This window comes from Ruegeria sp. YKSD163 (assembly GCF_059612905.1).
Genome location: NZ_JBXWRM010000007.1, coordinates 140,485 through 167,469 on the forward strand (window position 1 = coordinate 140,485; position 26,985 = coordinate 167,469).

The following is a 26,985-nucleotide window of genomic DNA, read 5'->3' on the forward strand; positions in this document are numbered from 1 at the left end:
CACCCGGTGTCCAACAATTGATCGAAAATTAAGGGAAACAGTCTGTGAACCTTGCCGTGACAGTGCTTGAAATCGTTGCCCCTGTCTTTCTGCTCGCCGCGGTCGGGTTTGGCTGGGTTCGGCTTGGCTTCGAGTACCGGCTGCAATTCGTCACCCGGTTGGGCACCATGCTGGCTGTGCCCTGCCTGATCTTCGTCGCGCTGATGAAGACAGACATACCGGGCGGAGACCTCAGCCGCTTCACGCTGGCCTCGGCGCTGGCGATTCTGGCGCTGACCGTGGTGTTCGGACTGATCGTGCGGGCCAGCGGGCTGGACCGGCGTACCTATCTGCCGCCGCTTCTGTTCGGCAATACCGGCAATCTGGGCCTGCCATTGTGCATGTTCGCCTTTGGAGTCGAAGGGTTGAGTTATGCGGTGGTGTTCTTTTCGCACAGTGCGCTTTGGTCGTTTTCCTATGGCATCCACGTCGTCGCGGGTCAGGGATCGCTGTCCAAGGTCGCGCGCGAACCGATGGTCTGGGCAACGCTGCTGGGGGCGTTGTTCCTGACCCAGGGCTGGCAGACCCCGCGCTTTCTGACCAACGCGCTGGAACTGATCGGCCAGATGGCGGTACCGCTGATGCTGATTACGCTGGGTGTGGCGATTGCCCGCCTGTCGATCCGACGGATCGGACAGGCGGTCGGACTCTCGGTGCTAAAACTGGCGGTCTGTTTCCCGATCGGCTGGCTTGTCGCGCAAGGCTTTGGGCGAAGCGGCCCTGCACTTGGGGTACTGGTGGTTCAGATGTCGGTCCCCGCGGCGGTTTCGGCCTATCTTCTAGCCGAACGATTCGGCGCCGATGCCGAGGCGGTGGCCGGGATGGTAATGGTCTCGACCCTGCTGGCGGTCGGGGCCTTGCCTCTGGTTCTGGCTGCTGTGCTCTAGCGAATGTGATTCCATCGCCCACCCGAATGCGCTAGAATGCCGGAAAAAAGGCAAGAGGCAGATGAGCAGATCTCTTTGCGCGCTGGTTGCGGTGCTGTTGCTGGTATCGTGCAGCGGTGGGTCGAAAAACCCGCCGCGCAATCTGGATGATGCATGCAGTATCGCGGGCGAGCGCCCCGAATACATGAAGGCGTTCAAGCAGACGGAACGCAAATGGGGCGTGCCCGTGCATGTCCAGATGTCGACCATTTATTACGAAAGCCGGTATCGATCCGACGCGCGCACGCCGCACCAGTTCGTGCTGGGCGTCATCCCGGTTGGCCGGCAAAGCAGCGCTTTCGGCTACAGCCAAGCGCTGGACGGAACCTGGGATCAGTATCGCAAGGAAACCGGGCGGCGCGGCGCCAAACGCGACCGGATCAAGGACGCCTCGGATTTCATCGGCTGGTACATGAACAAGACGCGCGAGAAGAACGGCATTTCGCTGGGAGATGCGCGCAACCAGTATTTGGCTTATCACGAAGGGCATGCAGGATATGCCCGTGGCAGCCATAACGGAAAGTCCTGGTTGCTGCGCACTGCCGACGATGTAGCGGCACGGGCCAACATGTATCAGCGGCAGCTGTCGAGCTGCCGCCGCTATCGGAATTGATCCGGCAGTCTCTGTCAAAGCTCAGCGGTTGACCGAGATGCCCGGCTGACCGTCGATGAACAGGTTCTGATTAAGGCTGTTGCCCTTGGTCAGTTGCCCGAGGATCACCGTGGTGCGCGACCCGGCGCCATCATGGACCACCCATTTGCGCAATTCGACCGGATCGCCGGTAAAGCTGAGGTCGATACGCCCGTAATCGGGGTTCTCTGGGTCCTGCGCGGTGACCACGGTGGCGGTACCGTCAAAGGCATGCCCCACCACCATATTGGCTCGGTCCAGGTCCACCGTCCGCGCCAGCACGATCGACAAGGGCGTGCGGTTCAGCGGGTATTGCTCGGGCGGCTGGTTCGACTTGGGGTCGTGGATGATCACGGTGCCGCCCTTGGCCAGCACCACCGAACGGTCGGGCGGGTCGTATTCGAACCGCATTCGTCCAGGCCGTTGCAGCCACAGTTTGCCGGTACTCAGCGAGCCGTCATCGTTGATCTGGGTGAACGTGGTCTGAACGGTTTTGAGACCGTTCAGATAGGTCGATATTTCAGCCAAAGGCAGCTTGTCCGCCGCCCAGGCTGCCGGCGCGACCAGGGTCAGCGCAAGTGCGATTGCAATCCGTTTCATGTCACCCCAGATAAGCATTCACCCGGCGCCGGAGAAGATCACCCCTGCTCCGGCACCAGGATTTCGCGTTTGCCCACATGATTTGCCGAAGAAACAACGCCTTCGTCCTCCATCTGCTCGACCAGCCTGGCGGCCTTGTTATAGCCGATGGCGAGTTTCCGCTGAATGTAGGAGGTCGAGCACTTGCGGTCCTTGATGACGATGGCCACCGCCTGATCGTACAGCGCGTCCTCACCATCGGTGTTGCCGCCAGTGTTCAGCCCCAGCACCGCGTCGATATTGTCTGCCTTGTCATCGTCCGGGCCTTCGACCACGCCACCGATATAGTCGGGCGGGCCGAACTGCTTCAGGTGGTTGACGATCTCTTCGACCTCTTCGTCGCTGACAAAGGGGCCGTGGCAGCGGGTGATCTTGGCCCCGCCCGCCATATACAGCATGTCACCCTGCCCCAAAAGCTGTTCGGCGCCCATCTCGCCCAGGATGGTGCGGCTGTCGATCTTCGATGTCACCTGGAAGCTGATCCGGGTGGGGAAGTTGGCCTTGATGGTACCGGTGATCACATCGACCGAGGGGCGCTGGGTCGCCATGATCAGGTGGATACCCGAGGCCCGCGCCATCTGGGCCAGACGCTGGATACAGGCCTCGATCTCCTTGCCCGCGACCATCATCAGGTCGGCCATCTCGTCGACGATGACGACGATATAGGGCAGCGGGATGGGCTGGAATTCCTCGGTCTCGAACACCGGTTCGCCGGTCTCGTCGTCAAAGCCGGTCTGCACCGTGCGGCTGAACATCTCGCCCTTGGCCAGTGCCTCGCGGACGCGGCCGTTGAAGCCTTCGATGTTGCGGACGCCCATCTTGGACATCTTGCGATAGCGGTCCTCCATCTCGCCCACCACCCATTTCAGGGCAACGACGGCCTTTTTCGGGTCGGTCACCACGGGAGAGAGGAGATGCGGAATGCCGTCATAAACCGAGAGTTCCAGCATCTTGGGATCGATCATGATCAGCCGGCATTCGGCGGGCGTCAGCTTGTAGAGCAGACTGAGGATCATGGTGTTGATCGCCACCGATTTACCCGAACCGGTGGTGCCCGCGATCAACAGGTGGGGCATCTTGGCAAGGTTGGCCACAACCGAGTCACCGCCGATATCCTTGCCCAGCGCCAGCGGCAGGCTCATGTTGCTATCGCCGAAATCGCGGGAGGCGAGGATTTCGCGCAGCACCACCTTTTCGCGGTGTTCATTGGGCAGTTCGATACCGATGACCGAGCGGCCCGGCACGGTCGAGACCCGTGCCGAAAGCGCCGACATCGAGCGCGCGATATCATCGGCCAGACCGATGACGCGGCTGGCCTTGAGACCCGGCGCTGGTTCCAGCTCGTACATGGTGACGACGGGACCGGGCCGGACCGAGACGATCTCGCCCTTCACCCCATAATCGTCCAGCACGTTTTCCAGCATGCGCGCGTTTTCTTCGAGCGCCTCGTCGCTGAGGTGGTGACGCTGGATGCTGGTGGGGCTGGCCAGCAGGTTCAAGGGCGGCAGTTCAAAGGCGACGGCGGGTTCTTCAAAGGCAAGCGTCGGCTGCGCCTCGGCCTGCGCACGGCGCGAAGGTACCGGGTTGCGCCGCACCGGCTGCGCCACGACCGGCTTGCGTGGCTGTGCTGCCGGAATGTTGGGTATCGGTTGCGGTTGAATGGTCCTGGCTGTCGCTTGCCCCGGTGCATCGTTCGCGGGTGGCTGTCCGGCTTCGAAACTGTCCACGGGTTCCCAATCCTGGTCGAACTCTTCCGCGGTCAGATGTTGAAAGTCCGAGGCCCGGACCATGTCAGGGACCACCGAAAGCGGGGTGGACAGCGGCGCGGCACCCGGCGCCGGAGCGCGCAACTCGGGCGTTGCCGGGCTCTTGACCGGCGGGAACACCGGCGCTGCCTGCGGGGCCTGAGGGGCAGTCACCGGGGGCTCGGCCGGCAGATCACCCCGGCGACGGGTGTCCAGCAAAAGCGGGTCGGGACCGCGCCCGCGTCCCTTGGTCAGCGGTCGCTGCGGATCGGGCGGCGGCGCGACCACGCCAGCGGCCTCCTTGCGGCTGCGCACGGCGGCAGCGATCTTGGACTGGATACGCTCGGTCCCCGGCATCTTGTCATAACCCTGCACCGGTTCGGGTTCGACCAGTTCCGGCTGCGGCATCGGTTCGGGTCGACGGATCAGCCCCGGCACCCGCGCCAGCAGGCTGGGCTTGGGTTGCGGCGCCGGTTCGGGAACCGTCTCTTCCTCTACCAAAGTCTCGGCATAGGCGGCCTCTTCGGCGAACCTGGCCTCTTCGGCGGCCAACCGCGCCGCCTCGCGCCGTTCGGCCCGCAACGCCTGACGCGCCCGCGCCGCCGCGACCCCGGCCGATGCGCCACGACCCAGCAGCGTCATCAAGCCGCCGTAGACAATGATCGCCCCCACCATCGCGTGACGCAAGCCGCGCCGTATCTCGGGCCAGGTGAACCCCAGCACAAAGGCCGCCATCGCAAGCATGACCACAGCCATTGCCAGCGAGGTCAACTTGACCATCAGATGTGACCCCAGCGGAACCAGCGTCAGCAGCGCCCCCATCACGGTGTCGCCAAACAGACCACCCAGTCCGAAACTGTGCGTCGCGCGCCAGGCCTCGCCCGGAACAAGAGTGGCGGCATAGACAGACACGACCGCGATCCAGATCGGCATGAAGACCAACCGGCCCATCGCCCGATCCTCGCCCGAATGCAGGGCAAAGCGCAGCCCCCAGGCGACCAGCACCAGCGGAATGCCCCAGGCGCCGCCACCGACGATCATGAACAGCGGCGCCGCGATCGACGCACCAATCCTCCCGGTCCAGTTCTGCACTGGCGCATCGGTCGATACCATCCAGTTGGGGTCGTCGGGCGTATAGGTGCCCACCATCGCCGCAGCAAGGAGGCCCAGCACGATCAGCGCCAGCCCCAGCAACTCTTTCCCGCGCCGCTCGATGGCGGCCTGCATGTTGCTGTCCAGAAGCGGATCGCGATTGCGTGCGTGATATGATGCCATGCTACCCTCGAACCTCAGCGATAGATGCAGTCGCGAAGGGCGATCAGCCCGCGCTGCAAGTCTTGTTTTGGGGCCACCATTGCGACCCTGATATATGTCTCTCCGGGATTCTGCCCCGGTTTTCCCTGTGCCAGATAGGCGCCAGGGAGCACCCGGACGCCGGTTTCGCGCCATGCCTTGAGCGCCGCCGCCTCGCCGTCATCGACCGGCAACCAAAGGAAAAACCCGGCCTCGGGCGGCTGATAGCCCTGCACCCCGGCAAAGACCTGATCGGCCAACGCGTATTTCTCCTGATAGAGCAGGCGGTTCTCGGCGACATGCGCCTCGTCTGCCCAGACCCGCGCCGCGGCTGCCTGCAACGGCCCCGGCAGTGGCGCGCCGGAATAGTTGCGCAACTGCTTGACATGTTTCAGCGTTTCCGGCCCACCTGCGATCAGGCCCGAGCGCAGGCCCGCCAGGTTCGAACGTTTCGACAGCGAGTTGAACAGCACCACCCGTTCGGGATCGGCGCCCATCTCTTGGGCGACGGTCAGCGCGCCCGTGGGCGCCGTGTCACGGTAGATCTCGGAGTAACACTCGTCGGCGAGAATGCGGAAATCGTATTGTTCGGCCAGACCGATCAGTTCCATCCAATATGCGCGGCTGGCGACTGCACCCTGCGGGTTGGCCGGAGAGCAGATATAGGCCACGGCGGTGCGGTTCAGAACCTCGGTGGGCAGGCTGGCGTAGTCGGGCAGATGGCCGGTGGCGGCGGTGGCGGGCACGAAATGCGGCTCGGCACCGACCGAGATCGCAGCCACCATATAGACCTGATAGAACGGGTTCGGACACAGCACGATTGGCCGCTGTCCGTTCTTCTGCTCAGGGCAGAGCGCCATGGCAGCGTTGTATAGACCCTCGCGCGTGCCATTCAGCGCCATCACGTTTTTCTCGGGGTCGAGCGTCACGCCATAGCGGCGCGCGATCCAGTCCGTGATCGCGCCGCGCAACTCGGGTGAGCCCTCGTTCGGCGGATAACTTTGGAACAGATGGGCATTCTCGACGATCACTTCGGTAACCCAGGCCGGGAAATCGTGCTTGGGCTCGCCGATGGTCATATGCACGACTTCGCCGCCCGCCGGATGGTGGTCGAGCAACGCACGCAGGCGCGGGAATGCATATGCCGGTAGGTTCGAAAACCGCTCGGGGAAATTCATCTGGTCTGCCTCGTGTCGGGATCGTCAACGCCCCGTTTGCAAACCAAAGTACAGACGATCCCCGCGTGCGTCCAGACAAAGCGTTGCCTGCGCAGGGAATTGTGGCATTCAGGTCAGCGCGTGTTCTGCCGCCGCGCCCACGCGCAACAGCGCCTCTTCGCCGTCCGGGCGCCCCAGCATCATCAAACCGCAGGCCGGCATGCCCGTGGGCAGGCTCAGCCCACACAGGCCCATCAGGTTGCCGATGCGGGTATTCCGCAGCGCCAGCAGGTTTTCGGACACGTAATAGTCGTGGTCGCTGAGCAGCCGGTCACGGTCGGGCGGCAGGATTGGTGCGGTGGGCATAAGCACCGCGTCGAACCCGGCAACCGCACTGTCCCAAGCGGCGCGGTAGGTTTCCAGCCGCGCCCAGGCGGCCACATAATCAGGGCCGGAGAAACCAGCACCGGCGCGGAACCGTTCCAGAATCTGGTCATACATGGCATCCGGATTGGCCTCGATCACATCGCGCCACAGGCCATAGGCCTCGGCGGTATAGAGAACACCCGACAGGGCCATCGCATCGACCAGTTCGGGCACATCGAGGGGCACGATCTCGGCCCCTGCGGCGGACAGACGCGTCAGCGCCGACTCGAACCCCGCGCCCGGCGCCTCACGCAGATCATCCAGCGCCACGGTTTGCAGCACGGCCAGACGGCACCCTTTGAGCGATACGCCCCGCAGGTCGGCGGCGCGCCCTCCCTCAAGCAGAGCCAGCGCCTCGGCCGCATCCTCGACCGAGCGGGCCAGCGGGCCGACCGTGTCGAATTTCAGGCAGAGCGGCACCACCCCTTCGAGGCTGAGCCGCCCCGAAGTGGTCTTGAGCCCAACCAGATCGTGCCAGGCCGAGGGGATGCGAACAGACCCACCGGTATCCGAGCCGATGCCACAGGCGGCAAGACCAAACGAGACCGAGGCCGCCGCACCCGAAGAGGACCCGCCCGGCACCCAGGCCGGATCATGCGGGTTGGGCGGGGTTGCGGTGACAGGGTTGAGGCCCAGACCGGAAAAGGCCAGCTCGCTCATATGGGTCTTGCCCAGGCAGACAGCGCCGGCAGCGGTGGCATTGCGCAGCACCAGGGCGTCCGCCTCGGGCACGCGTCCCGCGAGCAGGGCCGAACCGGATTCGGTGGCCACGCCCGCGCTGTCGAACAGGTCCTTCCAGCTGAGCGGTACGCCATCGAACAACGACCGGCGCAGGCCCAGCCTGGCGCGCTCGGCGGCGGCGCACGCCTCGGCCCGGGCGCGGTCGGCGGTGATGCGGGCATAGATGCGGTCGCGGTCGGGATGGGCCTCGATCGCGTCCAGATAGCATTCGGTCAAAGCGACCGGGTCGATCCGGCCCGCCGCGATACCGCGCCCCAGATCGCTTGCCGTCATGGTCAGCCAATCGCTCATCTTACCCTCCCGCTTGCTGTTGCCGCGACGGTAGCGACAGGACTGCGCATGGACAATCCCGAACCGGCGCGCATATTGCGACTCATGGAACATAGAGCCGATATCGCAATCGTGGGTGGCGGGCTGAACGGTCCGGTGCTGGCCCTGGCACTGGCCCAGAGCGGGCAAAGCGTTACCTTGGTGGATGCCCTGCCCGACCCGCTGCGCACCGACGCCGCATTCGATGGCCGCGCCTATGCGCTGGCGCTGGCCTCGCAACGGCTGCTGGCCGCTGTGGGTGTCTGGGATCACGTGGCGGGTGCCGCCCAACCGATGCTCGAGATCAAGGTCAGCGACGGTCATGCCGGCGCCGGCCCCTCCCCCTTCTTCCTGCATTTCGACCATGCCGAGATCGAAGAAGGGCCAATGGGCTATATGGTCGAGGATCGCTATCTGCGGCGTGCGCTGCTGGCCGCGATGGAGGCGGAGCCGGGCATCACCCGGCTGAACGGCACCGCCGTTATCGCCCAACAGACGGATGGAACCGGCGTTACGCTGACACTGGCCGACGGCTCGCACCTGCGCGCCGGGTTGGTGGTGGGCTGCGACGGGCGCAAGAGTGGCACCGCCGCGCGCGCGGGCATCAAGCGGACCGGCTGGGATTACGGCCAGACCGCGCTGGTCTGCGCCATCGCGCATGAGCGGCCCCATCATGGGATCGCGCATCAGTTCTTCATGCCGCCGGGGCCGCTGGCGATCCTGCCGCTGCCCGGCAATCGCAGCTCGATCGTCTGGAGCGAACGGACGGAGGCCGCCGCCCGCATCAACGCCCTTCCCGAGGCGGAATACCTGGAAATCCTGCGGCCCCGGTTCGGCGATTTTCTGGGCGAGATCCGGCTGGAGGGTGCCCGGTTTACCTATCCGCTGAACCTGACGGTCGCCAATGCCTTTGTCGGCGAACGGCTGGCGCTGGTGGGAGATGCGGCGCACGGGATGCATCCGATTGCCGGTCAGGGGCTGAACGCGGGCCTGCGCGACGTGGGCGCGCTGGCCGAGGTTCTGATCCTGGCCGTACGCCGGGGCGAGGATATCGGCGCAGCCCCAGTGCTGGAGCGCTATCAGCAGTGGCGCCGGTTCGACACGGCGACGCTGGCACTGGCGACCGATGCCTTCAACCGGCTGTTTTCCAACGACAACCCGCTTTTGCGGTTGGGCCGCGATGTCGGCATGGGCGTGATCGGCGCTTTCCCCGGCCTGCGGCGCGGTTTCGTGCGCGAGGCGGCTGGGCTGACCGGTGACCTGCCGAAACTGATGCAGGGCCGCGCGATCTGAGTGCGGCTCCTCCGCCCTGGCAGGCGTCCTCGCCTCAGGCGCGTCCTTCGCGTTGCGCCCGGTACCGGTGCGCCCAGTCCCGGCTTTCTTCGCCGGAGAGTTTGGCAACCGCCGGGGTCAGGCCCTGCGCCCGCTCCGGGTCCTGACCCAGATGCGAAAGAATGGCCGAGACCACCTCTATCGGCGTGTCCGCGAGGTCCTCATAGTCGATGCCCTGCGGAGTGATACCCTGGGCGAGGAACCAGTCGGTCCAGCCCGCTTCATAAGTCTCAAGCGCGCGCACATGGCCGTCGATCGCGTCGAAATCGTAGACCGGGTCGCGATGGGGGGCGAGCCGTTCGATCTCGCGCCCATCGGGCGCAATATGCCAGAGCCCCGATTGCTCGGCCCGCACCCGCGACACTGCTTGCGCCACCTTGTCCCGGCGGCGCAGGTGCAGATAGCGGGTTAGTCCGAATGCCGCCTCGATCAAGGCAGTATCGCCGGGCAGTCCGGGATAGAGATGGTCCAGCATGCCCAGCATATCGCCCAGATTCTCGAGCATCAGGCGCAGCCCGAATACCGGCGTCCCGCCTCGCCCCTCGACCAGCGCCGAATCCAGATACGCACGGTCAAATCCGGCCGCGCCAGGGCGCAGCGTCTCGGGCAGGCCCCAATCCTGGGCCCACCAATCAACGGATTGTGTGCGAAAGAAGGAATCGGGGGCTCCGGCCACGCCGGTGGCCGCCAGATAGCCGCAAAGGAGGGTGCTGCCGCTGCGCGGCGTCCCGCAGAGGATATAGGCCGCAGGCCGTTCAGTCATCCAGCGGGCGCGCCTCGTCCACCAGCATCACCGGGATCCCGTTGCGGATCGGAAAGGCCAGCTTGGCCCCCTTCGACACCAGTTCCTGCGCCTCGGCATCGTATTCCAACGTGGCATGAGTGACGGGACAGACCAGCGCCTCGAGCATACGGCGGTCAAAGGAAGTGGCGGTTTCACTCATTGCAGGGGATCCTTGCCACTGTTACCGCAGAGGGCGAATTCGATCAGGGTGACCAGCGTTTCGCGCCGCGTCTTGAGGCAGGGTGCTTCGAGCAGGGCCTGTTTGTCCTCGGGCGTGAAATCCAGCAGCATCGACAGCGAATTGACCAGCAGCTCATCATCGGCCTGGGTCAGGCTGTCCCAGTCGGTGCACATGTCGCGCGCCTCGAAAAACCTTTGCAGCAGTCGCAGGAAGGCATCCCGGTCGAACCGGGGATCGGGCGCGCAGGAAGAAGCCAGATCGTGATCGAAGCTTTTCCAGCAGACGGTGCAGCGGCGATAGGGTGCAAACCCGTCAACCTCGGACTTTATCCGAAAGCGCGACACACCGGTCAGGGTGATCATGTACCGCCCGTCCTCGGTTTCCGAAAACTGAGTGACCCGCCCGGCACAACCGATCTGGTGCAACTTGCCGCCATCCTGACGACAGGGATTGGGCTGTACCATACCGATCAGCCTCTGCGGCGTGCGCAATGCGTCATCCAGCATCTGCAGGTAGCGCGGTTCGAAAACATGCAGCGGCAGCCGAGACCGGGGCAGCAGCAGCGCTCCGGGAAGCGGAAAAACCGCCAACGTGTCGGGAAGGTCAGCGGATTGCATCATGCCTTCAACTGTAGCTCTATCGCGGGATTAGGCAAATATCATCGAGCTGAGTTTGCGCCGGCCATTGAGTACGATCGGATCGTTGGGTTTGAGCGCATCGAAGATGGTGAACAGCTGCGCCTTGGCGGCGCCCTCGTTCCACTCGCGGTCACGGCGGAACAGGTCGAGCAGTTCGGCAACCGCCTCTTCGGTCCGGCCAGCAGCATGCAAAGCCTGAGCCAGATCAAACCGGGCCTGGTGGTTGTTCGGATCGGCCTCAACCGCAGCGGCAAGTTCGGCGACAGGACCAGCATTCGACGCCTGACGCGCCAGTTCCAGCTGGGCATGCGCGGCCTCAAGCTCGGGCTTGGTCGAGATCGCCGCGGGTGCGCCGTTCAGGATTGCCTCGGCCTGATCCAGATCGCCCAGCGCGATATGGGCGCGCACCAGCCCGCCATAGGCGGCGGCATGGTCGGGCTCTTCGCCGAGGATCGCGGCAAAGGTTTCTGCCGCATCGGCGGCGGCGCCCTGCTCCAGCATCTCTTCGGCGGCGGCAACCGCCTCGTCAAGCTGGGCGCCGGGGGCCTCTCCACCGGCGGCGGCGACCACACGGTCGATGAAGCCCTTGATCTCAGACGCGGGCAGCGCGCCCTGAAACCCGTCGACCGGCTGGCCCTGATAGAACGCATAGACGGTCGGTATCGACTGGATCCGCATCTGGCCTGCGATCATCTGGTTTTCATCGACATTGACCTTGACCATCTTCACCGCGCCCTTGGCGGCGGTCACGGCGGCCTCAAGCGCGGGACCCAGCGTCTTGCACGGGCCGCACCAGGGCGCCCAGAAATCGACGATCACCGGAACCGTCTGGCTGGCCTCGACCACGTCGGCCATGAAGGTGGCTTCATTCGTGTCCTTGATCAGATCGCCTGCGGGGGCTGCGCCCGCGCCATTCAGAAGTTCCATCGTCTCTTTTCTCCGGTTCGGATTTGGCCCCTATATGCGCCTGACATGCAGGGAAACCAAGGCCTCAGTTCTCTCCTGGGGCCGGATTCTATTCGATCAAAGGTCGAAACTAGCAAAAACCGGGGCGTGGTCGCTGGGTTTCTCCCACCCGCGCGCGTCGCGCAGGATACGGCTGGAATGGCCCGCACTCGCGATATCCGGCGTGGCCCAGACATGATCCAACCGGCGACCCTTGTCAGCGGCATCCCAATCCTTGGCCCGGTAGGACCACCAGGAATACAAAAGACCCTCGGGGATGTCCTGGCGAGTGATGTCGACCCATTTGCCTGCATCCATCACTTGGCCCAGGTGATCGACCTCGATCGGCGTGTGCGACACGATCTTGAGGAGTTGCTTGTGGCTCCAGACGTCATCCTCGCGCGGGGCGATGTTGAGATCACCCACCAGAATGGATTTCTCGGGACTGTTTGCGTGGAACCAGTCGCGCATTTCGGTCAGGTAGTCTAGCTTCTGGCCGAACTTCTCGTTCACCTCGCGGTCGGGCACATCACCACCGGCGGGGACATAGAAATTGTGGATGGTGACCCCGCTTTCCAGCCGCGCCGCGACATGGCGGGCATGGCCGAGGGTGGCGAAATCCTCGCGCGCGACTTCCTCGATCGGCAGGCGCGACAGGATGGCGACTCCGTTATAGCCCTTTTGCCCGTGCGCAACGACGTGCCGGTAGCCCAGTTCGGCAAAGCTTTCGACTGGCATCTTGTCGACCGGCGACTTGATCTCTTGCAGGCACAGGATGTCAGGCCCTTCCTCGGCCAAAAGCTTGCACACGATGGGTTCGCGCAGGCGGACCGAGTTGATGTTCCAGGTGGCAAGGGTAAAGGGCATGGCGCGTCTCGCTTTCATCCAGTCCGGCGAAACCTATCGCCTGACCCGGCGATGTCCATGGCCTGTATAAAAAAAGGGCCGGGCACAAGGCCCGGCCAGTCCAACAGGGAGGTGCATGTCATGACCCGGACATGCGCGGGTTGGGGTCAGGTTAAAGGTACCACAAAGATTCCACTTTGACCTGAATCAATATCTCAATTTACGCCACGAGCCTGTATCCGCCGGATTCGGTAACCAGAAGCCGCGCGTTCGACGGGTCTGGTTCGATCTTCTGGCGCAGGCGATAGATATGGGTTTCCAGCGTGTGGGTGGTGACCCCGGCGTTATACCCCCAGACCTCGTGCAGGAGCACGTCGCGCGGCACCACGCCATCGGTCGAACGGTAGAGATACTTGAGGATGTTGGTCTCTTTCTCGGTCAGCCGAATCTTGCGCTCGTCTTCGGTGATCAGCATCTTCATCGCCGGTTTGAACGTATATGGCCCCAACTGAAAAACGGCATCTTCGGATTGCTCGTGCTGACGCAATTGCGAACGGATACGAGCCAGAAGAACCGGAAACTTGAACGGCTTGGTCACGTAATCGTTGGCACCGGCATCAAGACCAAGAATGGTATCGGCATCGCTGTCATGACCGGTCAGCATGATGATCGGGCTCTTGACGCCCTGCTTGCGCATCAGGCGGCACAACTCGCGCCCATCGGTATCGGGCAGACCCACATCCAGAATCACCAGATCATAGATCGCCTCTTTGGTCCGCTCCGATGCCGCATGACCGGTCTCGGCCTCGAAGACATCGAAATCCTCGGTCATGACCAGCTGTTCGCTCAGCGCCTCGCGCAGGTCGTCGTCGTCATCTACCAGCAGGATTTTTTTCAGCTGCGCCATACCCGCATCCTCCAGATTTCGTTTCGCAACAGGTGAGGGCGCAGCACGAATTCGGCAAGTTTTGCTGCATATCTCTCACGCGGTCGTGTTTTACTTGCGAGATTTATTTCACATTTCCGCCGACAGCGACTAGGTAAATGCCGTGAACGTTATAGGATAACACCCGATGAGTCTGATCCCGGATGTCACCGAGCTTCTGGCGCGCGCCCGTGCCGACCTGCGCATGGGGGTGCCTGTCGTGTTGCGGGACGAGGACGGGGATTGCACTCTGGCGCTGGCGGCCGAAACGCTGACTGCGGAGCGACTGGCGGATATGCGGCAATTGGGCGATCCGGTCATTGCCATCACCGGGCGCCGCGCGGAAACGCTCAAGGCGCGCGCCTATGACGGCGATCTAGCGCGGGTAAGCCTGCCCGCCGGGGCCGATCTGCGCTGGGTCCAGGCGGTGGCCGATCCATCGGACGATCTGAACACGCCGATGAAGGGGCCGCTGACCACGTTGCGGCAAGGCAAGGCCGGGTTGCACCGACTGGCGATCAGCCTGACGAAATCCGCGCGCCTGCTGCCGGCGGCGGTGCTGGTGAATTTGCCCGAGGGGCGTGATTTCGCCGCCGCGCACGGGCTGACCACGATCGACCACGCTTCAGCCGCGCCTCACCTGTCCGAACGCAGCCCGCTGCACGTGGTCTCGGCCGCGCGCTTGCCGATGGAGGTCTCCGAGGCCGGGCGCCTGCATGTGTTCCGTCCCGAGGATGGTGGCGAAGAGCATTACGCGGTGGAAATCGGCCGCCCCGACCGGGACAAGCCGGTTCTGGCGCGATTGCATTCGGCCTGTTTCACCGGCGACCTGATGGGCAGCCTGAAATGCGATTGCGGCCCACAGTTGCGCGGCGCGCTGGCACAGATGGGCGAAGAAGGTGCGGGCGTTCTGCTCTATCTCAACCAAGAGGGGCGCGGCATTGGCCTTGCCAACAAGATGCGCGCCTATTTCCTGCAAGATCAAGGATTTGATACGGTCGAAGCCAACCACAGGCTGGGGTTCGAGGATGACGAGCGCGATTTCCGGCTGGGCTCGGACATCCTGAAGTCGCTGGGCTTCAAATCGGTTCGCCTGCTCACCAACAACCCCGCCAAGATCGCCATGATGGAACGTACCGGCATCGCGGTGACGGAACGGGTGCCACTCAAGGTAGGCGAGACCGCGCATAACCGGGGCTATCTGGCGACCAAGGCGGCCAAATCGGGCCATATGTTGTGAACCCGCAGGATTTGGTCCTGACTCCGCGCGGGGTGCGGTTCTGGGGCCGCTATCTTCCCTGTTCCATCGGCAAGGGCGGCATCCGGACCGACAAGCGCGAGGGCGACGGGGCGACCCCCGTCGGTATCCATCGCATCGTCGGCATGCTGTATCGCGCTGACCGAATCGCGCCGCCTGCCCCATGGGCACGGCCCATCGGTCCGGGCGATCTGTGGTCGGATGATATGGGCGATGCGGCCTATAACCACCTTGTAGGCAAGCCCTACGGGCACAGCCACGAACGGCTGCGCCGCGCGGATCCGCTTTATGATCTGGTGCTGGTGACCGACTGGAACTGGCCCGAAGCGGAACCTGGGCGCGGCTCAGCCATTTTTGTCCATCAATGGCGAAGGCCCGGCTATCCGACCGAGGGCTGCGTGGCCTTCAACCGCCCCAATCTGCATTGGCTCGCGCGCCGGGTGCGGCCCGGAACGCGGTTGATCATCCCGCCGCTTTGACCCGGTCGCCGAAAATGGCAGAGCCGACCCTGACATGGGTTGCCCCCAGCGCGATGGCGCTTTCGAAATCGCCACTCATCCCCATGCTGAGACCACTCAACCCATTGCGCGCCGCGATCTTGGCCAGCAACGCGAAATGCAGCGCGGGTTCCTCTTCGACCGGGGGAATACACATCAGCCCATGCACCGGCAGGTCAAGCGCGCGGCACTCGGCGATGAAGCCGTCCGCCTCTGCCGGCATGATCCCGGCCTTCTGATCCTCTTCGCCGGTGTTGACCTGAATGAACAGGTCGGGACATTTGCCCAGTTCCTGCGCCAGCCGGGCAAGCGTGGTGGCCAGCTTGGGCCGGTCGACCGAATGGATGGCGTGCACCAGTTCCATCGCCTGACGTGCCTTGTTGGTCTGCAACGGGCCGATCAAATGCAGTTCCACACCCTCGTACCGCTCCATGAAGGCAGGCCATTTTCCTGCCGCCTCCTGCACGCGATTCTCGCCGAAGATGCGATGCCCCTGCTCCAGCACCGCCTCGACGCGCTCGTTGGGTTGCACCTTGGACACCGCGATCAGCTTGACCGACCCCTCTGGCCGGTTCGCGGCCTGTTCGGCCCTGGCGATGCGGTTCGTTATCTCTTGCAGTGACATGTCGTCCCCCGATCTGGCTTGCCGCAGAAAAACACCATGTCGGCGCAAAAGAAAAGGGCAGGTCCGAAGACCTGCCCCCATTCGATACCGTCAAGCGGTGTACAGCTTAGAAGCTGAAGTACACACCGGCCTGGAAGGTGTCGTTGTCGTTCGACGCACGACGGTAGCCTGCTTCGAAGGAAGCGCCGCCGCCCAGGTCGTACGAGTAGTGGATACCATAGGAACCACCTTCGTTCTGGTTCGAACCGGCGATGTTGTCGCGGTTGTCGCCACGACCGGCCAGAACGTCAGCTGCGCTGACTGCGTCTTCGTCGGTGTAGAAGACCAGCAGGTTCGAAGCCGAGCCGATGTCCATGTTGCCATAGATGCCGAACTTCGAGATGCCGTCGTTGTCAGCATATGCGACGCGTGCGCCGAACTGGCCACCGTCCCATGCGACCGACACCAGGGTCTTGTCTTCCCACATGGCGTCCGACGACTGGTGCGCAGCTGCGACAGTCCAGTCACCGAAGTTGTAGGCCAGCATCACGCCGATACGGTCCGAAGCAACGGCGCCGTTACGGGTCGAGTACGACAGGTGGCCGGTGAAGCCGCCGGTCGAGTACAGAGCTTCGATGCCGTTCACACCGGTACCTGCCGACGAGTATGCATCCCAGTTGAAGAACTCGTTGTTCACGTTACCAACGTGCGAGTAGAAGCTGGCGCCGTCGATACCGATACCTGCGGTACGGGTCTCGAGGTAGGTGCCGGGCATGTTTTCAATTGCGCCGATGATGTTGCCGACGTTCACGCGGAAGCCCTGGTACGACACACCAAAGCGAGCGCCGTTGAACATTGCACCACCCGGGGTGTTGTCACGGCTTTCGGCCTGTGCACGGAAGCGAGCGTCGAACGCAACACCGGCGTCGGTTTCTGCCGACATGTCGAACTGCAGACGCAGACGGCTGGTGATGGTGGTCTTCGAGACACCGTTCACGGCGCGGTCGTTGGCGTCGTTGTAGTCCAGACCGAAGCGGCCGTAACCGCTGAGACGAACGTCTGCTGCTGCGACGCTTGCGGTAGCGATCAGCGCAGTCGTTGCGAAGAGAACTTTTTTCATCGTGTTTCCCTCGGTTTTCATTCATACGCCCAAACCAGTGAATCCGGCGTGGGTATGGACAGGGGTTTCGCTCTTTCGCCCCCCTGTTTGCAAGTCTTGGCGGCAAGCCCGGCGCAAAGTCGTCACGGATGGTGCAGCTTTGCCACAGTCCGGTGACCCGGCAGCGGATTTTCCCCCTCACGGCCCATCAGAAAGCGGACAAATCCGCCTCGTACGCGCGCGTTCCCCCTATAGAGGCTTGCCCCCCTTACGCGGCTTGGGTAGGACATTTCCCAACAGAAAGCAGTGGGACCGTCCAATGACCTTGCAGAACGCGTTCAAAACCACCCTCGTGCTTGCCTTGGGCCTGGGCCTGGCCGCTTGCGGCAACCGTGGTGGTGGCGTGCGGATCGCCGATGCGCCTCCGGCGGACGATTCCTATATCACCAACAACCGCGAAAGCGCGCCTACCAACTACGAGAAATCATCGATCTGGGACGTTTTCGGCCCCTCCAAGGCTGAACAGACCGTCCAGGTGAACCGCTATCTCTGGGCGGCATCGCTGGATGTGCTCAGCTTTCTGCCGATTCAGTCAGTCGATCCGTTCACCGGCGTGATCGTCACCGGCTATGGCACGCCGCCGGGCGGCGGACGCTCTTATAGGGCCACCGTGCACATCAAGGATCCGGCGCTTGAAGCTCGCGCGCTGAAAGTGTCGCTGCAAACCAGTGGCGGTGCTCCGGTCAATGCTGCGACCGCCCGCGCGGTCGAGGACGCGATTCTATCGCGCGCGCGTCAGCTGCGCATCGGCGACGACAAACTCTAGAACCTCGCGCCAATTCGCTTTATCACCACGCCGGGTTCACGCCCGGCGTTTGCATTCATCAAGGACCAGAACCGCCATGTCGCGCTATTCCGCCACCGAAATCGAAGCCAAATGGCAAGAGGCCTGGGACAAGGCCGGTATCTTCAAGGCCGTGCGCACCGCGGACAAGCCGAAATACTACGTGCTCGAGATGTTCCCCTATCCGTCGGGGCGCATCCATATCGGCCATGTGCGCAACTACACGATGGGTGACGTGATCGCGCGTTACAAACTGTCGAACGGGTTCAATGTGCTCCACCCGATGGGGTTCGACGCCTTTGGCATGCCGGCCGAGAATGCAGCCATGGCCAGCGGCGGCCATCCCAAGGACTGGACCTACACCAACATCGACACGATGGTCGCGCAGATGAAGCCACTGGGCTTTGGCCTCGATTGGTCGCGCATGTTCGCCACCTGCGACCCGGAATACTATGGCCAGCAGCAAGCGCTGTTCCTCGATTTCCTCGAAAAGGGATTGGTTTATCGCAAGAACGCGGTGGTGAACTGGGATCCGGTCGACATGACCGTTCTGGCCAATGAACAGGTCGAGGACGGGCGCGGCTGGCGCTCGGGCGCGCTGGTGGAACGGCGCGAACTGACGCAATGGTTCTTCAAGATCTCGGATATGTCGGGCGAGTTGTTGGACGCGCTCGACACGCTGGATGACTGGCCCGCCAAGGTGAAGCTGATGCAGGCCAACTGGATCGGTAAATCGCGCGGGCTGCAATTCTCGTGGGCGCTGACCGAACCCACCCATGGCATTGACACGCTCGACGTCTATACCACTCGCCCCGATACGCTGATGGGGGCCTCGTTCCTCGGCATCTCGCCAGACCACCCGCTGACCAAGGCGCTGGAGGCGGAAAACCCCGACCTTGCCGCCAAGGTGGTCGAGATGCGCAAGGGCGGCACCACCGAGGAAGCCATCGAAAAAGCCGAGAAGCTGGGCGCAGATACCGGGCTGCGCGTGCGTCATCCGCTGAACCCCGACTGGGAACTGCCGGTCTGGGTCGCCAACTTCATCCTGATGGATTACGGCACCGGTGCGATCTTTGCCTGCCCGGCGCATGACCAGCGCGACCTCGATTTCTGCCGCAAATATGACCTGCCAGTGATCGACACCTTTATGGCGCTCGACGATCCCAAGCCGGTCGCGACCGAGGCCTTTGTGCCCCTGAAAACCGAAAAGGTGAAATGGATCGACCATTTCGCCGGGCTGGATGTAGCCACCGGACAAGAGGCGATCGACGCCACCATCGACTGGATGGAGGCCAAGGGCTTGGGCACTGGCGTGACCAAGTTCCGCCTGCGTGACTGGGGCCTGTCGCGCCAGCGTTATTGGGGCTGCCCGATTCCCGTGGTCCACTGCGATAGCTGCGGCGTGGTGCCCGAGAAAAAGGAAAACCTGCCCATCCGGCTGCCCGACGATGTCACCTTTGACGTGCCCGGCAACCCGCTGGACCGTCATCCGACCTGGCGCGACTGCGCCTGCCCGTCCTGCGGTCAGCCCGCCCGGCGCGAAACCGACACGATGGACACGTTTGTTGACAGCTCGTGGTATTTCGCGCGTTTCACCGCGCCGCGCGCCGAAACGCCCACCGATATGGCCGAGGCCGAGTACTGGATGAATGTCGACCAGTATATTGGCGGCATCGAACACGCGATCCTGCACCTGCTCTATTCGCGTTTCTTCGCCCGCGCGATGCATATCTGCGGCCATCTGCCCGAGAAATCGAAAGAACCGTTCAACGCGCTCTTTACCCAAGGCATGGTGACCCATGCGATCTACAAGACCACCGGCGCCGATGGCCGCCCGGTCTATCACTACCCCGAGGCTGTGCGTCTCGAAGGTGGCAAGGGCTATCTGGAAGATGGTACCGAGGTCGAGATCATCCCCTCGGCCAAGATGTCGAAATCCAAGAACAACGTGGTCGACCCGGTGGCCATCATCGACCGCTTCGGCGCCGACACCGCGCGCTGGTTCGTGCTGTCCGACAGCCCGCCGGAACGCGACGTTGAATGGACCGATGCCGGTGCCGAGGCCGCGCACAAGCACCTGAACCGGGTCTGGAACCTGTGCGACAGGATCGCCGCGATGGACACCACCGCGCCCGGTGAAGGTGACGACGACCTGTTGCGCGAAATGCACAAATGCATCCGCGACGTGACCAACGGGATCGAAAGCTTTGGCTTCAACGCCTCGATTGCCAAGCTCTATGCCTTCACTAACACCCTGGCGAAATCCAAGGCCGGTGCAACAGCGCAGAGGCAGGCAATCATGACGCTGGCGCAACTGATGTCGCCGATGACCCCGCACCTGGCCGAGGACATCTGGGCTCATCAGGGCGGCGAAGGTCTGATCGCGGCAGCCCCGTGGCCGGTCGCGGACGAGGCGATGCTGGTCGATGCGCTGGTTACCCTGCCGGTGCAGATCAACGGCAAGCGCCGCGCGGAAATCAGCGTGCCCGCCGATATGGACAAGACGCAGGTTGAAAAACTGGCGCTCTCCACCGATGCTGTGCAAAAGGCGCTGAATGGCGCCGCACCGAAAAAGGTGATCGTCGTGCCGGGCCGGATCGTCAATGTGGTCGTTTAATCGCAGAACCCTGCTGATGCTGCCGCTTGCGCTGGCCGCCTGCGGCTTTCAACCAGTCTATGGCCCTGGGGGCGCGGGCGATGCGCTGCGCGGCCGAGTCGAGGTTTCGGCCCCCGATGATGTCGAAAGCTATTGGCTGGTGCAGAATCTGGAACAGAGCCTGGGCCGGACCGCCGCCGCCGGCACCGACTATCTGCTGGACGTCAAGGTGCGCACCGCCTCTCAGGGGCAGGCGATCACCGCCTCGAACGACACCACGCGCTATTCCATCGTCGGCACCGCCGCCTATACCTTGACCGACAAGGAAAGCGGCGCGGTGATGGCCTCGGGCGAGGTCCGCAATTTCACCGGCTATTCCGCCACCGGATCGACCGTCGACACGCTGGCGGGGGAACGGGACGCGCGCCAGCGCTTGATGGTGATTCTCTCGGATCAACTGGTCACCCAGCTTTACGCAACGCTGGACCAACCGGCATGAAGCTGTCCCCGCGCGAGGCGGATGGCTATTTCGCCCGACCCGACGCGGGCAAGACGGGCATCCTGATCCACGGGGCCGATGCCATGCGCATCGCGCTGAAACGCCAGCAGATCATCGCGGCTCTCCTCGGCCCAAATGGCGAGGAAGAGATGCGCCTGACCCGGATGCCCGGGGCCGAGTTGCGCAAGGACGCGGCACAACTCTTGGACGCGGTCAAAGCGGCCGGTTTCTTTCCCGGCCCGCGCGTTGTCTTTGTCGAGGATTGCCCCGAAACCTCGGCCCCCGCGGTTCTGGCGGCGCTTGAGGACTGGCAGCCGGGCGATGCGCAGATCGTGTTGACCGCCGGTCAGCTGAAGCCCAGTTCCAAGATCCGCAAGGCCTTCGAAACCCATCCCAACGCCTATGCCGCCGGCATCTATGACGACCCGCCCTCGCGGGCCGAGATCGAACGGATGCTGACCGCCGCCGGCATCCGCGACGTCCCGCCCGAGCCGATGACAATCCTGTCCGATCTGGCGCGCGATCTGGGGCCGGGCGATTTCGCGCAGACGATGGAAAAGCTTGCGCTTTACAAGCTGGGAGATGCGACCCCACTCGGGCTCGAGGACATCGCGGCCTGTGCCCCCCGCTCGACCGAGGCGGCGCTGGATGACGTTCTGAACGTGGTAGCCGAGGGCAAGGAGGGTGAGATAGGACCATTGATCCGTCGTCTACAGGCCCAGGGCACGACACCGGTCAGCCTGTGTATCGGGGCAACCCGACATTTCCGCACGCTCTATGCCTGTGCGTCGGCGCCCGGTGGCCCGGCGCAGGGCATCGGCACATTGCGCCCGCCAGTCTTTGGTCCGCGCCGTGACCGTATTCTGAACCAGGCGCAGCGATGGGGCGCAAGGCGGCTGGAGGCAGCTTTGACGGTGCTGACCGATACCGACCTCGCCCTGCGCTCGGCCGGGCAATCGGCGCCCCAGATGGCGCTGGTCGAGCGGGCGATGATCCGGTTGGCGTGGCTGTCCCGGTCACGGTGACGTTACGGCCTCGCACGCAGGGCTTGACCCCGCGCCCGCCGGCCCCATCCTGCATCGGGATCACCAAAATGGGAGACGATCATGTACAAGGTCTATGGGCGGGTCAAAAGCCGTGCCTCGCGTGTTTTGTGGCTGCTCGAAGAATTGGGTCAACCCTACGAATTCGTCGATGTCGGCCCGCATGACCCGCAGGTCGCGGCCCTGAACGGCAGCGGCAAGATCCCGGTGCTGGTCGATGGAGAGCACGTGATCACCGACAGCTCTGCCATCATGACCTATCTTACCGACAAGCATGGCGATCTGACCTATCCCGCCGGAACGCCCGAGCGCGCCAAGCAGGACGCGCTGTTCCACACGATCCTTGACGAGATCGACGGGGTGCTATGGGTCGCCGCCCGCCACGGGTTCATCCTGCCCGAGGACAAGCGCGTGCCCGCCGTCATCGACTGTGCCAAATGGGAGTTCGAGCGCAATCTGGCGCGTCTGGAATCCCGTCTGGGCGACCCGTTCGCAATGGGAGACAAGATGACGATCGTCGACATCCTGTTGGTGCATTGCCTCAACTGGGCCTTTGGTGCCGGTTTCCCGATCACCTCGGACCGGATCAAGGCCTATGGCAAGAAGGTACGCGCGCGCCCCGCGTTTCAGCGCATGGGTGCATTGACCCCGGCCTGAGCCCAGGCCACCGCCCTGCGACCGGCCCAGCGGCCGGTCGCCAGGCAACCGGTCAGGAGGTAGCCGCCGGTCGGCGCCTCCCAATCCAGCATCTCGCCCGCACAGAATGTGCCGGGAATCTCATTGAGCATCAGCCCGTCGTTCAGTGCCGCGCGCGCCACCCCGCCCGCCGTAGAAATCGCCTCGTCCATCGGGCGCAGGCCCGCATGCTGGACGGGCAGTTGCTTGAGTAGCGCCGCCAATCCCTCTGGCACCTGCGGCAACGGGCGGCCGAACTCCATCAACAGTGAGCGGCTTTCAGGGTTCAATTTCAAAATCTTGCGCAGATGCGACGACAGGCTGGCCTTACCCCGCGGACGCGCCAATCGAGCGGCCACCTCTTCCAGCGGCAGGTCGGGCAACAGATCGAGAAAGAGGGGAGCGCCCTGCCGAACCGCCGCCGAAACCGCATAAATGCCGCCGCCCTCAAGCCCCCGTGTCGAAATCACCGCCTCGCCCCGGCTGTTGAGCGCGCCTGCCTGCCAGGCCACACCCTTGACCGGGTGTCCGGCCAGCGGCGCCATATGTGCGGACCAGTCGACCAGCAGCCCGGCATTGGCAGGCGCAAAGGGTGTCAGCTCGACCCCGCGCGCCTTGAGCAACCCAGCCCACGCCCCGTCCGAGCCGAGCCGGGCCCAGCTGGCCCCGCCCAGCGCAAGCACGGTGACCAAAGGTTCGATCCGCTGCGCACCATCGGACGTATCGAAACTGAGCGCACCACCCTGCCAACCGGTCCAGCGCCAGCGAGTGCGAATCTCGACCCCTAGCCCCGCCAGTTCCGCCAACCAGGCCCGCAACAGCGGAGAGGCCTTCATCGCGGTCGGAAACACCCGCCCGGTCGAGCCGGTAAACAGGTCCTGCCCCAGGTCACGCGCCCAATCCTGAACCGCATGGGCATCAAAGGCCGCCAGCATCGGGCGCAGCCAGTCGGCCGCATCGCCATAGGCGACAAGCAGCCGCTCAAGAGGTTCGTCCTTGGTCAGGTTCAGACCCGACTTGCCCGCCATCAGGAACTTGCGCGCAACCGAGGGCTTGGCCTCGGCCACCAGCACCGGCAGGCCGGCGCGGGCCAACTCGCCCGCGGCCATCAGACCCGCCGGTCCTGCCCCTATCACGACCGCCGGTTTCATGCCTGCCGCGTCTCGATACTGCCGGAAAGTTCCACCACCCGATGCGGATAGGGGATTTCGATGCCGTTCTCCTTGAGCGCGTTCCAGATCAAGAAAAGCACATCGGACATGAACTTGTTCTTGCCGTCATCGATGCCCTCGACCCAGAATTCGACCGCGAAATCGACCCCGTTATCGCCGAAACCGCGCAGCTCGCAATCGGGTGGAAAGGGGCTTGCCAGCACACCGGGATGTGTCGCCACCGCCGCTTCGATGATCGCGGGCACCCGGTTGATATCCGTGTCATAGCTCACCGAAAACGGCGCCTCATACCGGTTGGCGCTTCCCTGATCCGAGAAATTCACCACCCGCGTGGTGATGAAATCCTCGTTCGGGACCACGATCCAGCGCCCATCGAACGTCTCGAGGATGGTGGCGCGCGCGGTCATCTTGATGATGGTCCCCGCCTCGCCCCCATCGAGTTCCACGTAATCGCCGACGGTCGCCTGCCCTTCGAGCAGCAGGATGACGCCCGAGATGAAATTCGACGCGATCTTTTGCAGGCCGAAGCCGAGACCGACGCCGATGACCCCGCCCAGAACCGCCAGCGAGGTCAGGCTGATCCCCATGATGTTCATCACCAGCAGGAAGGCGATGCCGAAGATACCGATCTCGACCGCCTTGACGGTCAGTTCGCGCATCGCCGGGCGCATTTCACGCTGTTGCTTGATGAATTGCGCCGACTGGTCGTTGGACCAGCGCCCGAGCCAGAAAATGGCGCCGCCCACGACAAGGAAACGCAACGCGAAGAGCAGCGAAAAGGACAGGTTGCCCAGCGGCACCACGGTCTGGTCCAGCCTGGCCATGGCCGGTTCCAGAAGGCCCAGTGCATAGAGCGCCGCCACCGGGATCAACACGTAACGGCCCAGCAGCTTCATCAGCGGATCGTCGAGGATTTCGCGCACCAGAATGCGGGCGGCTAGGAGCAGGAACACCCGCTTGCCAAAGGCAATTACCGCGCCCGAGCCGAACAGCGAACGGGTGACGCTTTCGCCGATGCCGGTAAAGACATAGGCCAAGAGAGGCAGCAACAAAGGCACGAAAATCAACACGAAACGGCGGGTCCGCGACAGCGGGTCCATCTGCTCCTCGGGTGGGGTCAGCAGGCGTGATAGCGGCCCGCGCAACCGGCGCGCGGCATAGAGTGCCGCCAGATAGGCCACCATCAACAGGGCGAATTGCGACCAGGCGGCCGGGCTCGACAGCCAACCCAGCGCAATTATCCAGAGACGCTCGCCCTGTTCGATCAGGCTGTTCAGCAGCTCGGTCTGGGCCTGTGTTCCGAATTCCATGGGTCTCTCCACTTGCGCCGTTTGCACGGTGGTGCATCCTCTTGCCCATGACAGACAAGGAAAACAAGTGCCCGGACTTCCCCCTGCCCGAAGGGGTCTGCCCGTTATGCGAACGGCCGATACCCGAAGGCGACGGCAGCCAGCACCACCTGATCCCCCGGTTGAAGGGTGGCAAGGGAGGGCCGACGGTCCTGTTGCATGTCATCTGCCACAAGGAGGTCCATGCCACCCTGACCGAGGCGGAACTGGCGCGCAGCTTTCACACGGTAGAGGCTCTGCGCGCCCATCCCCGGCTGGCGAAGTTCCTCGCCTGGGTGCGCAAACGACCCCCCGGGTTTCGCTCGAAAGTGCCGGGCGGGCGGCGCAAACGCTAGCGATTCACAGCCTTGACGCGCGACGGCGACCGGAAACCTGCAAGGTTTCCGGCCCGGTTTCGTTGCACGAAACCGGCGCTCTCCTGAAGGGCTGGTCAGGAACAGAGCCGGGAAATACCTGCCGCAACCGCCGGATCGGCGGCCAGGGAATCGGCCACCAGCGCGCGGGCGGTCTCCATCAACTGTTCGGCGGGTACGATCCGGTCGATCAGGCCGAAGTCATAGGCCTCCTGCGCGGTGATCTTTTGGCCCGCCATCAGGATCAGCCGGGTCCGCGCCGGGCCGATCAGCGCCGCCATGCGGGCCGGATCGGAAGGTTGCGGCAGAAAGCCAAGCTTCATCACCGGGTAGAAGACCTTGGCCTCGGGCACCGCGAGGCGCAGGTCGCAGGCCAGCGCCATGCCGTTGGCGCCCCCCGCCAATGTGCCGTTCAGGGCCGCGACCGTCAGGCAAGGCAGCGCCGCGATCGCGCCCGACAGCCGCTCCCACAGGTCCGAGGTCGCGAGCCCCGCCCGTGCGGCCTCAAGATCAGCGCCTGCGCTGAACACCCTACCGCGCCCGGTCAGGATCAGCGCCCGTGCCTCGCCCGCCGCCTCGGCGATCTCGACCAGCCGTTCCAGCATGGCCACGGTCAGCGAATTGGCCTTGTCGGGGCGGTTCAGGGTGACGGTCCACAAACCGCCCTCCTTTTCCAGCTCGATCATGCCAGTCCCACCCGCTTGCGGATATCCTCGTCCCTGAGCGAGATTTCGGTTCCCAGAAACGGGTCCGCCTCGGCCCCGCACATCCACAAAAGGGTGCGTGCCGGCCAGTCGGCGGGAATATGCGCCGACCAGTCCAACTGGCTGACCGGGTTGATGCCCGAGCCCTTGATCTCGCGCTGCATCTGGGTGGCCACGGTGCCCGGCGACAGGCCCATGGCGCGGATGCCATGATGGCCCTCTTCCAGATGCAGGCAGGCGGTCAGCATCGCTGCCCCGGCCTTGGAGGCGCAATAGTGGCTCCAGGCCTCGACCGGGTTATGGGCGGCGCCCGAACTGACGGTCAGAATGGTGCCGCCGCCCCCCTTGCGCATCACCGGCAATGCTGCGCGCATGCCGTAGTAGACGCCCTTGAGGTTGATATCGATGGCGTGCCCCCATCCTGACGGGTCCGAGTTGGCCAAATGCGAGATCGGCTCGATCACACCTGCGTTATTGATCAGCACGTCGAGCCCGCCGAACCGCGACACCGCCGCGTTCACCGCACCCGCCACCTGCGCCGCGTCGGCGACGTCGCAAGCCAGTGCCAATGCGGTCTCGCCGATCTCGGATGCCTGCTCGGCCAGCGCCTCGGCGCTGCGTGCCAGCAAGACGACATTGGCCCCGGCTGCGGCAAAGACGCGCCCGGCCTCGGCCCCGATCCCACGGCTTGCGCCCGTGATCAGAACGGTTTTTCCTTGCATTCCGGTCATCCAC

The 26,985-nt window shown here is 64.0% G+C and carries 27 protein-coding genes; 11 read left to right on the forward strand and 16 right to left on the reverse strand.

The annotated features are described in order from the left end of the window. Positions 1-44: 44 nt before the first annotated feature. Together AC2FNA_RS11505 and AC2FNA_RS11510 are read left to right on the forward strand one after the other, a co-directional pair. The gene (locus AC2FNA_RS11505; protein ID WP_496826616.1) at positions 45-926 is read left to right on the forward strand and encodes an AEC family transporter; all 882 of its coding nucleotides are present in this window, start codon (positions 45-47) and stop codon (positions 924-926) included. A 61-nt stretch (positions 927-987) separates the two neighbouring features. Continuing rightward, entirely contained in the window at positions 988-1,578 is a 591-nt protein-coding gene (locus AC2FNA_RS11510; RefSeq protein ID WP_496826618.1) for a transglycosylase SLT domain-containing protein, read from the forward strand. 21 nt (positions 1,579-1,599) lie between these two features. Here AC2FNA_RS11510 and AC2FNA_RS11515 read toward each other — a convergent pair whose 3' ends face one another. The 4 genes from AC2FNA_RS11515 to AC2FNA_RS11530 all read right to left on the reverse strand — a co-directional run bounded on the left by AC2FNA_RS11515 (position 1,600) and on the right by AC2FNA_RS11530 (position 7,888). Then, positions 1,600-2,196, reverse strand: coding sequence for a LolA family protein (locus tag AC2FNA_RS11515; protein WP_496826620.1), 597 nt, complete (start codon positions 2,194-2,196; stop codon positions 1,600-1,602). A 38-nt stretch (positions 2,197-2,234) separates the two neighbouring features. After that, positions 2,235-5,255 (reverse strand): DNA translocase FtsK, encoded by a 3,021-nt coding sequence (locus AC2FNA_RS11520; protein ID WP_496826622.1) that lies wholly within the window; start codon positions 5,253-5,255, stop codon positions 2,235-2,237. A gap of 14 nt (positions 5,256-5,269) precedes the next feature. Continuing rightward, positions 5,270-6,451 (reverse strand): aminotransferase class I/II-fold pyridoxal phosphate-dependent enzyme, encoded by a 1,182-nt coding sequence (locus AC2FNA_RS11525; RefSeq protein WP_496826624.1) that lies wholly within the window; start codon positions 6,449-6,451, stop codon positions 5,270-5,272. A 108-nt stretch (positions 6,452-6,559) separates the two neighbouring features. Further along, positions 6,560-7,888 carry an amidase gene (locus tag AC2FNA_RS11530; protein WP_496826626.1) on the reverse strand — a complete coding sequence of 443 codons (1,329 nt, stop codon included), beginning with the start codon at positions 7,886-7,888 and terminating at the stop codon, positions 6,560-6,562. A gap of 48 nt (positions 7,889-7,936) precedes the next feature. On the opposite strand from AC2FNA_RS11530, the gene AC2FNA_RS11535 reads away from it, so the two are divergent. Then, positions 7,937-9,199, forward strand: a complete 1,263-nt coding sequence (locus AC2FNA_RS11535; RefSeq protein ID WP_496826628.1) for an FAD-dependent monooxygenase — start codon at positions 7,937-7,939, stop codon at positions 9,197-9,199. A 34-nt stretch (positions 9,200-9,233) separates the two neighbouring features. On the opposite strand, the gene AC2FNA_RS11540 is transcribed toward AC2FNA_RS11535, so the two are convergent. From AC2FNA_RS11540 to AC2FNA_RS11565, 6 genes are all read right to left on the reverse strand, one after another. Beyond that, the gene (locus AC2FNA_RS11540; RefSeq protein WP_496826630.1) at positions 9,234-10,001 is read right to left on the reverse strand and encodes a Stf0 sulfotransferase family protein; all 768 of its coding nucleotides are present in this window, start codon (positions 9,999-10,001) and stop codon (positions 9,234-9,236) included. Beyond that, positions 9,994-10,182 (reverse strand): Trm112 family protein, encoded by a 189-nt coding sequence (locus tag AC2FNA_RS11545; protein ID WP_496826632.1) that lies wholly within the window; start codon positions 10,180-10,182, stop codon positions 9,994-9,996. Before AC2FNA_RS11545 ends, AC2FNA_RS11540 begins: the two co-directional genes overlap by 8 nt. Next, a complete protein-coding gene (locus tag AC2FNA_RS11550) occupies positions 10,179-10,823 on the reverse strand; it encodes an LON peptidase substrate-binding domain-containing protein (protein WP_496826634.1) in 645 nt (214 codons plus the stop codon). The genes AC2FNA_RS11545 and AC2FNA_RS11550 overlap by 4 nt, the downstream gene beginning before the upstream one ends. 27 nt (positions 10,824-10,850) lie before the next feature. Next, positions 10,851-11,768, reverse strand: a complete 918-nt coding sequence (trxA, locus tag AC2FNA_RS11555) for a thioredoxin (RefSeq protein ID WP_496826636.1) — start codon at positions 11,766-11,768, stop codon at positions 10,851-10,853. Positions 11,769-11,864: 96 nt separating this feature from the next. Then, positions 11,865-12,653, reverse strand: coding sequence for an exodeoxyribonuclease III (locus AC2FNA_RS11560; RefSeq protein ID WP_496826638.1), 789 nt, complete (start codon positions 12,651-12,653; stop codon positions 11,865-11,867). Between the two features lie 199 nt (positions 12,654-12,852). Next, positions 12,853-13,539, reverse strand: coding sequence for a response regulator transcription factor (locus AC2FNA_RS11565; protein WP_496826640.1), 687 nt, complete (start codon positions 13,537-13,539; stop codon positions 12,853-12,855). A gap of 166 nt (positions 13,540-13,705) precedes the next feature. Here AC2FNA_RS11565 and ribA point away from each other — a divergent pair, with 166 nt between their 5' ends. After that, positions 13,706-14,797, forward strand: a complete 1,092-nt coding sequence (gene ribA / locus AC2FNA_RS11570) for a GTP cyclohydrolase II (protein ID WP_496826642.1) — start codon at positions 13,706-13,708, stop codon at positions 14,795-14,797. After that, positions 14,794-15,294 (forward strand): L,D-transpeptidase family protein, encoded by a 501-nt coding sequence (locus AC2FNA_RS11575; RefSeq protein ID WP_496826644.1) that lies wholly within the window; start codon positions 14,794-14,796, stop codon positions 15,292-15,294. The genes ribA and AC2FNA_RS11575 overlap by 4 nt, the downstream gene beginning before the upstream one ends. On the opposite strand, the gene AC2FNA_RS11580 is transcribed toward AC2FNA_RS11575, so the two are convergent. Together AC2FNA_RS11580 and AC2FNA_RS11585 are read right to left on the reverse strand one after the other, a co-directional pair. Further along, positions 15,278-15,937 carry a YggS family pyridoxal phosphate-dependent enzyme gene (locus tag AC2FNA_RS11580; RefSeq protein ID WP_496826646.1) on the reverse strand — a complete coding sequence of 220 codons (660 nt, stop codon included), beginning with the start codon at positions 15,935-15,937 and terminating at the stop codon, positions 15,278-15,280. The two genes, AC2FNA_RS11575 and AC2FNA_RS11580, sit on opposite strands and share 17 nt — an antisense overlap. Before the next feature lie 106 nt (positions 15,938-16,043). Beyond that, positions 16,044-17,036, reverse strand: a complete 993-nt coding sequence (locus AC2FNA_RS11585; protein ID WP_496826648.1) for a porin — start codon at positions 17,034-17,036, stop codon at positions 16,044-16,046. Between the two features lie 298 nt (positions 17,037-17,334). On the opposite strand from AC2FNA_RS11585, the gene AC2FNA_RS11590 reads away from it, so the two are divergent. The 5 genes from AC2FNA_RS11590 (at position 17,335) to AC2FNA_RS11610 (ending at position 22,654) form a co-directional block, all read left to right on the forward strand. Next, the gene (locus AC2FNA_RS11590; protein ID WP_496802546.1) at positions 17,335-17,841 is read left to right on the forward strand and encodes a DUF3576 domain-containing protein; all 507 of its coding nucleotides are present in this window, start codon (positions 17,335-17,337) and stop codon (positions 17,839-17,841) included. A gap of 76 nt (positions 17,842-17,917) precedes the next feature. After that, positions 17,918-20,476 carry a leucine--tRNA ligase gene (leuS, locus tag AC2FNA_RS11595; protein ID WP_496826650.1) on the forward strand — a complete coding sequence of 853 codons (2,559 nt, stop codon included), beginning with the start codon at positions 17,918-17,920 and terminating at the stop codon, positions 20,474-20,476. Continuing rightward, on the forward strand, positions 20,463-20,954 hold the full coding sequence (gene lptE / locus AC2FNA_RS11600; protein ID WP_234138389.1) for an LPS assembly lipoprotein LptE: 492 nt from the start codon (positions 20,463-20,465) through the stop codon (positions 20,952-20,954). The genes leuS and lptE overlap by 14 nt, the downstream gene beginning before the upstream one ends. After that, positions 20,951-21,979 carry a DNA polymerase III subunit delta gene (gene holA / locus AC2FNA_RS11605; protein ID WP_496826652.1) on the forward strand — a complete coding sequence of 343 codons (1,029 nt, stop codon included), beginning with the start codon at positions 20,951-20,953 and terminating at the stop codon, positions 21,977-21,979. The genes lptE and holA overlap by 4 nt, the downstream gene beginning before the upstream one ends. An 81-nt stretch (positions 21,980-22,060) precedes the next feature. Beyond that, entirely contained in the window at positions 22,061-22,654 is a 594-nt protein-coding gene (locus tag AC2FNA_RS11610; protein ID WP_496826654.1) for a glutathione S-transferase family protein, read from the forward strand. On the opposite strand, the gene AC2FNA_RS11615 is transcribed toward AC2FNA_RS11610, so the two are convergent. Both AC2FNA_RS11615 and AC2FNA_RS11620 read right to left on the reverse strand, forming a co-directional pair. Beyond that, complete coding sequence (locus tag AC2FNA_RS11615) at positions 22,624-23,823, reverse strand: TIGR03862 family flavoprotein (RefSeq protein WP_496826656.1); 1,200 nt, start codon at positions 23,821-23,823, stop codon at positions 22,624-22,626. The genes AC2FNA_RS11610 and AC2FNA_RS11615 overlap by 31 nt on opposite strands. Beyond that, positions 23,820-25,154: a mechanosensitive ion channel family protein gene (locus tag AC2FNA_RS11620; protein WP_496826658.1), complete on the reverse strand. Its 1,335-nt coding sequence runs from the start codon at positions 25,152-25,154 to the stop codon at positions 23,820-23,822. Before AC2FNA_RS11620 ends, AC2FNA_RS11615 begins: the two co-directional genes overlap by 4 nt. A gap of 47 nt (positions 25,155-25,201) precedes the next feature. On the opposite strand from AC2FNA_RS11620, the gene AC2FNA_RS11625 reads away from it, so the two are divergent. Beyond that, positions 25,202-25,528: an HNH endonuclease gene (locus tag AC2FNA_RS11625; protein ID WP_496826660.1), complete on the forward strand. Its 327-nt coding sequence runs from the start codon at positions 25,202-25,204 to the stop codon at positions 25,526-25,528. A gap of 95 nt (positions 25,529-25,623) precedes the next feature. Here AC2FNA_RS11625 and AC2FNA_RS11630 read toward each other — a convergent pair whose 3' ends face one another. Then, positions 25,624-26,232, reverse strand: coding sequence for an enoyl-CoA hydratase/isomerase family protein (locus tag AC2FNA_RS11630; protein ID WP_496826661.1), 609 nt, complete (start codon positions 26,230-26,232; stop codon positions 25,624-25,626). Further along, positions 26,229-26,981, reverse strand: coding sequence for an SDR family oxidoreductase (locus tag AC2FNA_RS11635; RefSeq protein ID WP_496826663.1), 753 nt, complete (start codon positions 26,979-26,981; stop codon positions 26,229-26,231). The genes AC2FNA_RS11630 and AC2FNA_RS11635 overlap by 4 nt, the downstream gene beginning before the upstream one ends. Positions 26,982-26,985: the final 4 nt, after the last annotated feature.

Bases quoted from the DNA above. Each gene is read 5' to 3' on its own strand.
- AC2FNA_RS11510 (WP_496826618.1), top strand. From the start codon at position 988: ATGAGCAGATCTCTTTGCGCGCTGGTTGCGGTGCTGTTGCTGGTATCG.
- AC2FNA_RS11515 (WP_496826620.1), bottom strand. From the start codon at position 2,196: ATGAAACGGATTGCAATCGCACTTGCGCTGACCCTGGTCGCGCCGGCA.
- AC2FNA_RS11520 (WP_496826622.1), bottom strand. From the start codon at position 5,255: ATGGCATCATATCACGCACGCAATCGCGATCCGCTTCTGGACAGCAAC.
- AC2FNA_RS11525 (WP_496826624.1), bottom strand. From the start codon at position 6,451: ATGAATTTCCCCGAGCGGTTTTCGAACCTACCGGCATATGCATTCCCG.
- AC2FNA_RS11530 (WP_496826626.1), bottom strand. From the start codon at position 7,888: ATGAGCGATTGGCTGACCATGACGGCAAGCGATCTGGGGCGCGGTATC.
- AC2FNA_RS11535 (WP_496826628.1), top strand. From the start codon at position 7,937: ATGGACAATCCCGAACCGGCGCGCATATTGCGACTCATGGAACATAGA.
- AC2FNA_RS11540 (WP_496826630.1), bottom strand. From the start codon at position 10,001: ATGACTGAACGGCCTGCGGCCTATATCCTCTGCGGGACGCCGCGCAGC.
- AC2FNA_RS11545 (WP_496826632.1), bottom strand. From the start codon at position 10,182: ATGAGTGAAACCGCCACTTCCTTTGACCGCCGTATGCTCGAGGCGCTG.
- AC2FNA_RS11550 (WP_496826634.1), bottom strand. From the start codon at position 10,823: ATGATGCAATCCGCTGACCTTCCCGACACGTTGGCGGTTTTTCCGCTT.
- trxA (WP_496826636.1), bottom strand. From the start codon at position 11,768: ATGGAACTTCTGAATGGCGCGGGCGCAGCCCCCGCAGGCGATCTGATC.
- AC2FNA_RS11560 (WP_496826638.1), bottom strand. From the start codon at position 12,653: ATGCCCTTTACCCTTGCCACCTGGAACATCAACTCGGTCCGCCTGCGC.
- AC2FNA_RS11565 (WP_496826640.1), bottom strand. From the start codon at position 13,539: ATGGCGCAGCTGAAAAAAATCCTGCTGGTAGATGACGACGACGACCTG.
- ribA (WP_496826642.1), top strand. From the start codon at position 13,706: ATGAGTCTGATCCCGGATGTCACCGAGCTTCTGGCGCGCGCCCGTGCC.
- AC2FNA_RS11580 (WP_496826646.1), bottom strand. From the start codon at position 15,937: ATGTCACTGCAAGAGATAACGAACCGCATCGCCAGGGCCGAACAGGCC.
- AC2FNA_RS11585 (WP_496826648.1), bottom strand. From the start codon at position 17,036: ATGAAAAAAGTTCTCTTCGCAACGACTGCGCTGATCGCTACCGCAAGC.
- AC2FNA_RS11590 (WP_496802546.1), top strand. From the start codon at position 17,335: ATGACCTTGCAGAACGCGTTCAAAACCACCCTCGTGCTTGCCTTGGGC.
- leuS (WP_496826650.1), top strand. From the start codon at position 17,918: ATGTCGCGCTATTCCGCCACCGAAATCGAAGCCAAATGGCAAGAGGCC.
- lptE (WP_234138389.1), top strand. From the start codon at position 20,463: ATGTGGTCGTTTAATCGCAGAACCCTGCTGATGCTGCCGCTTGCGCTG.
- holA (WP_496826652.1), top strand. From the start codon at position 20,951: ATGAAGCTGTCCCCGCGCGAGGCGGATGGCTATTTCGCCCGACCCGAC.
- AC2FNA_RS11610 (WP_496826654.1), top strand. From the start codon at position 22,061: ATGTACAAGGTCTATGGGCGGGTCAAAAGCCGTGCCTCGCGTGTTTTG.
- AC2FNA_RS11615 (WP_496826656.1), bottom strand. From the start codon at position 23,823: ATGAAACCGGCGGTCGTGATAGGGGCAGGACCGGCGGGTCTGATGGCC.
- AC2FNA_RS11620 (WP_496826658.1), bottom strand. From the start codon at position 25,154: ATGGAATTCGGAACACAGGCCCAGACCGAGCTGCTGAACAGCCTGATC.
- AC2FNA_RS11625 (WP_496826660.1), top strand. From the start codon at position 25,202: ATGACAGACAAGGAAAACAAGTGCCCGGACTTCCCCCTGCCCGAAGGG.
- AC2FNA_RS11630 (WP_496826661.1), bottom strand. From the start codon at position 26,232: ATGATCGAGCTGGAAAAGGAGGGCGGTTTGTGGACCGTCACCCTGAAC.
- AC2FNA_RS11635 (WP_496826663.1), bottom strand. From the start codon at position 26,981: ATGACCGGAATGCAAGGAAAAACCGTTCTGATCACGGGCGCAAGCCGT.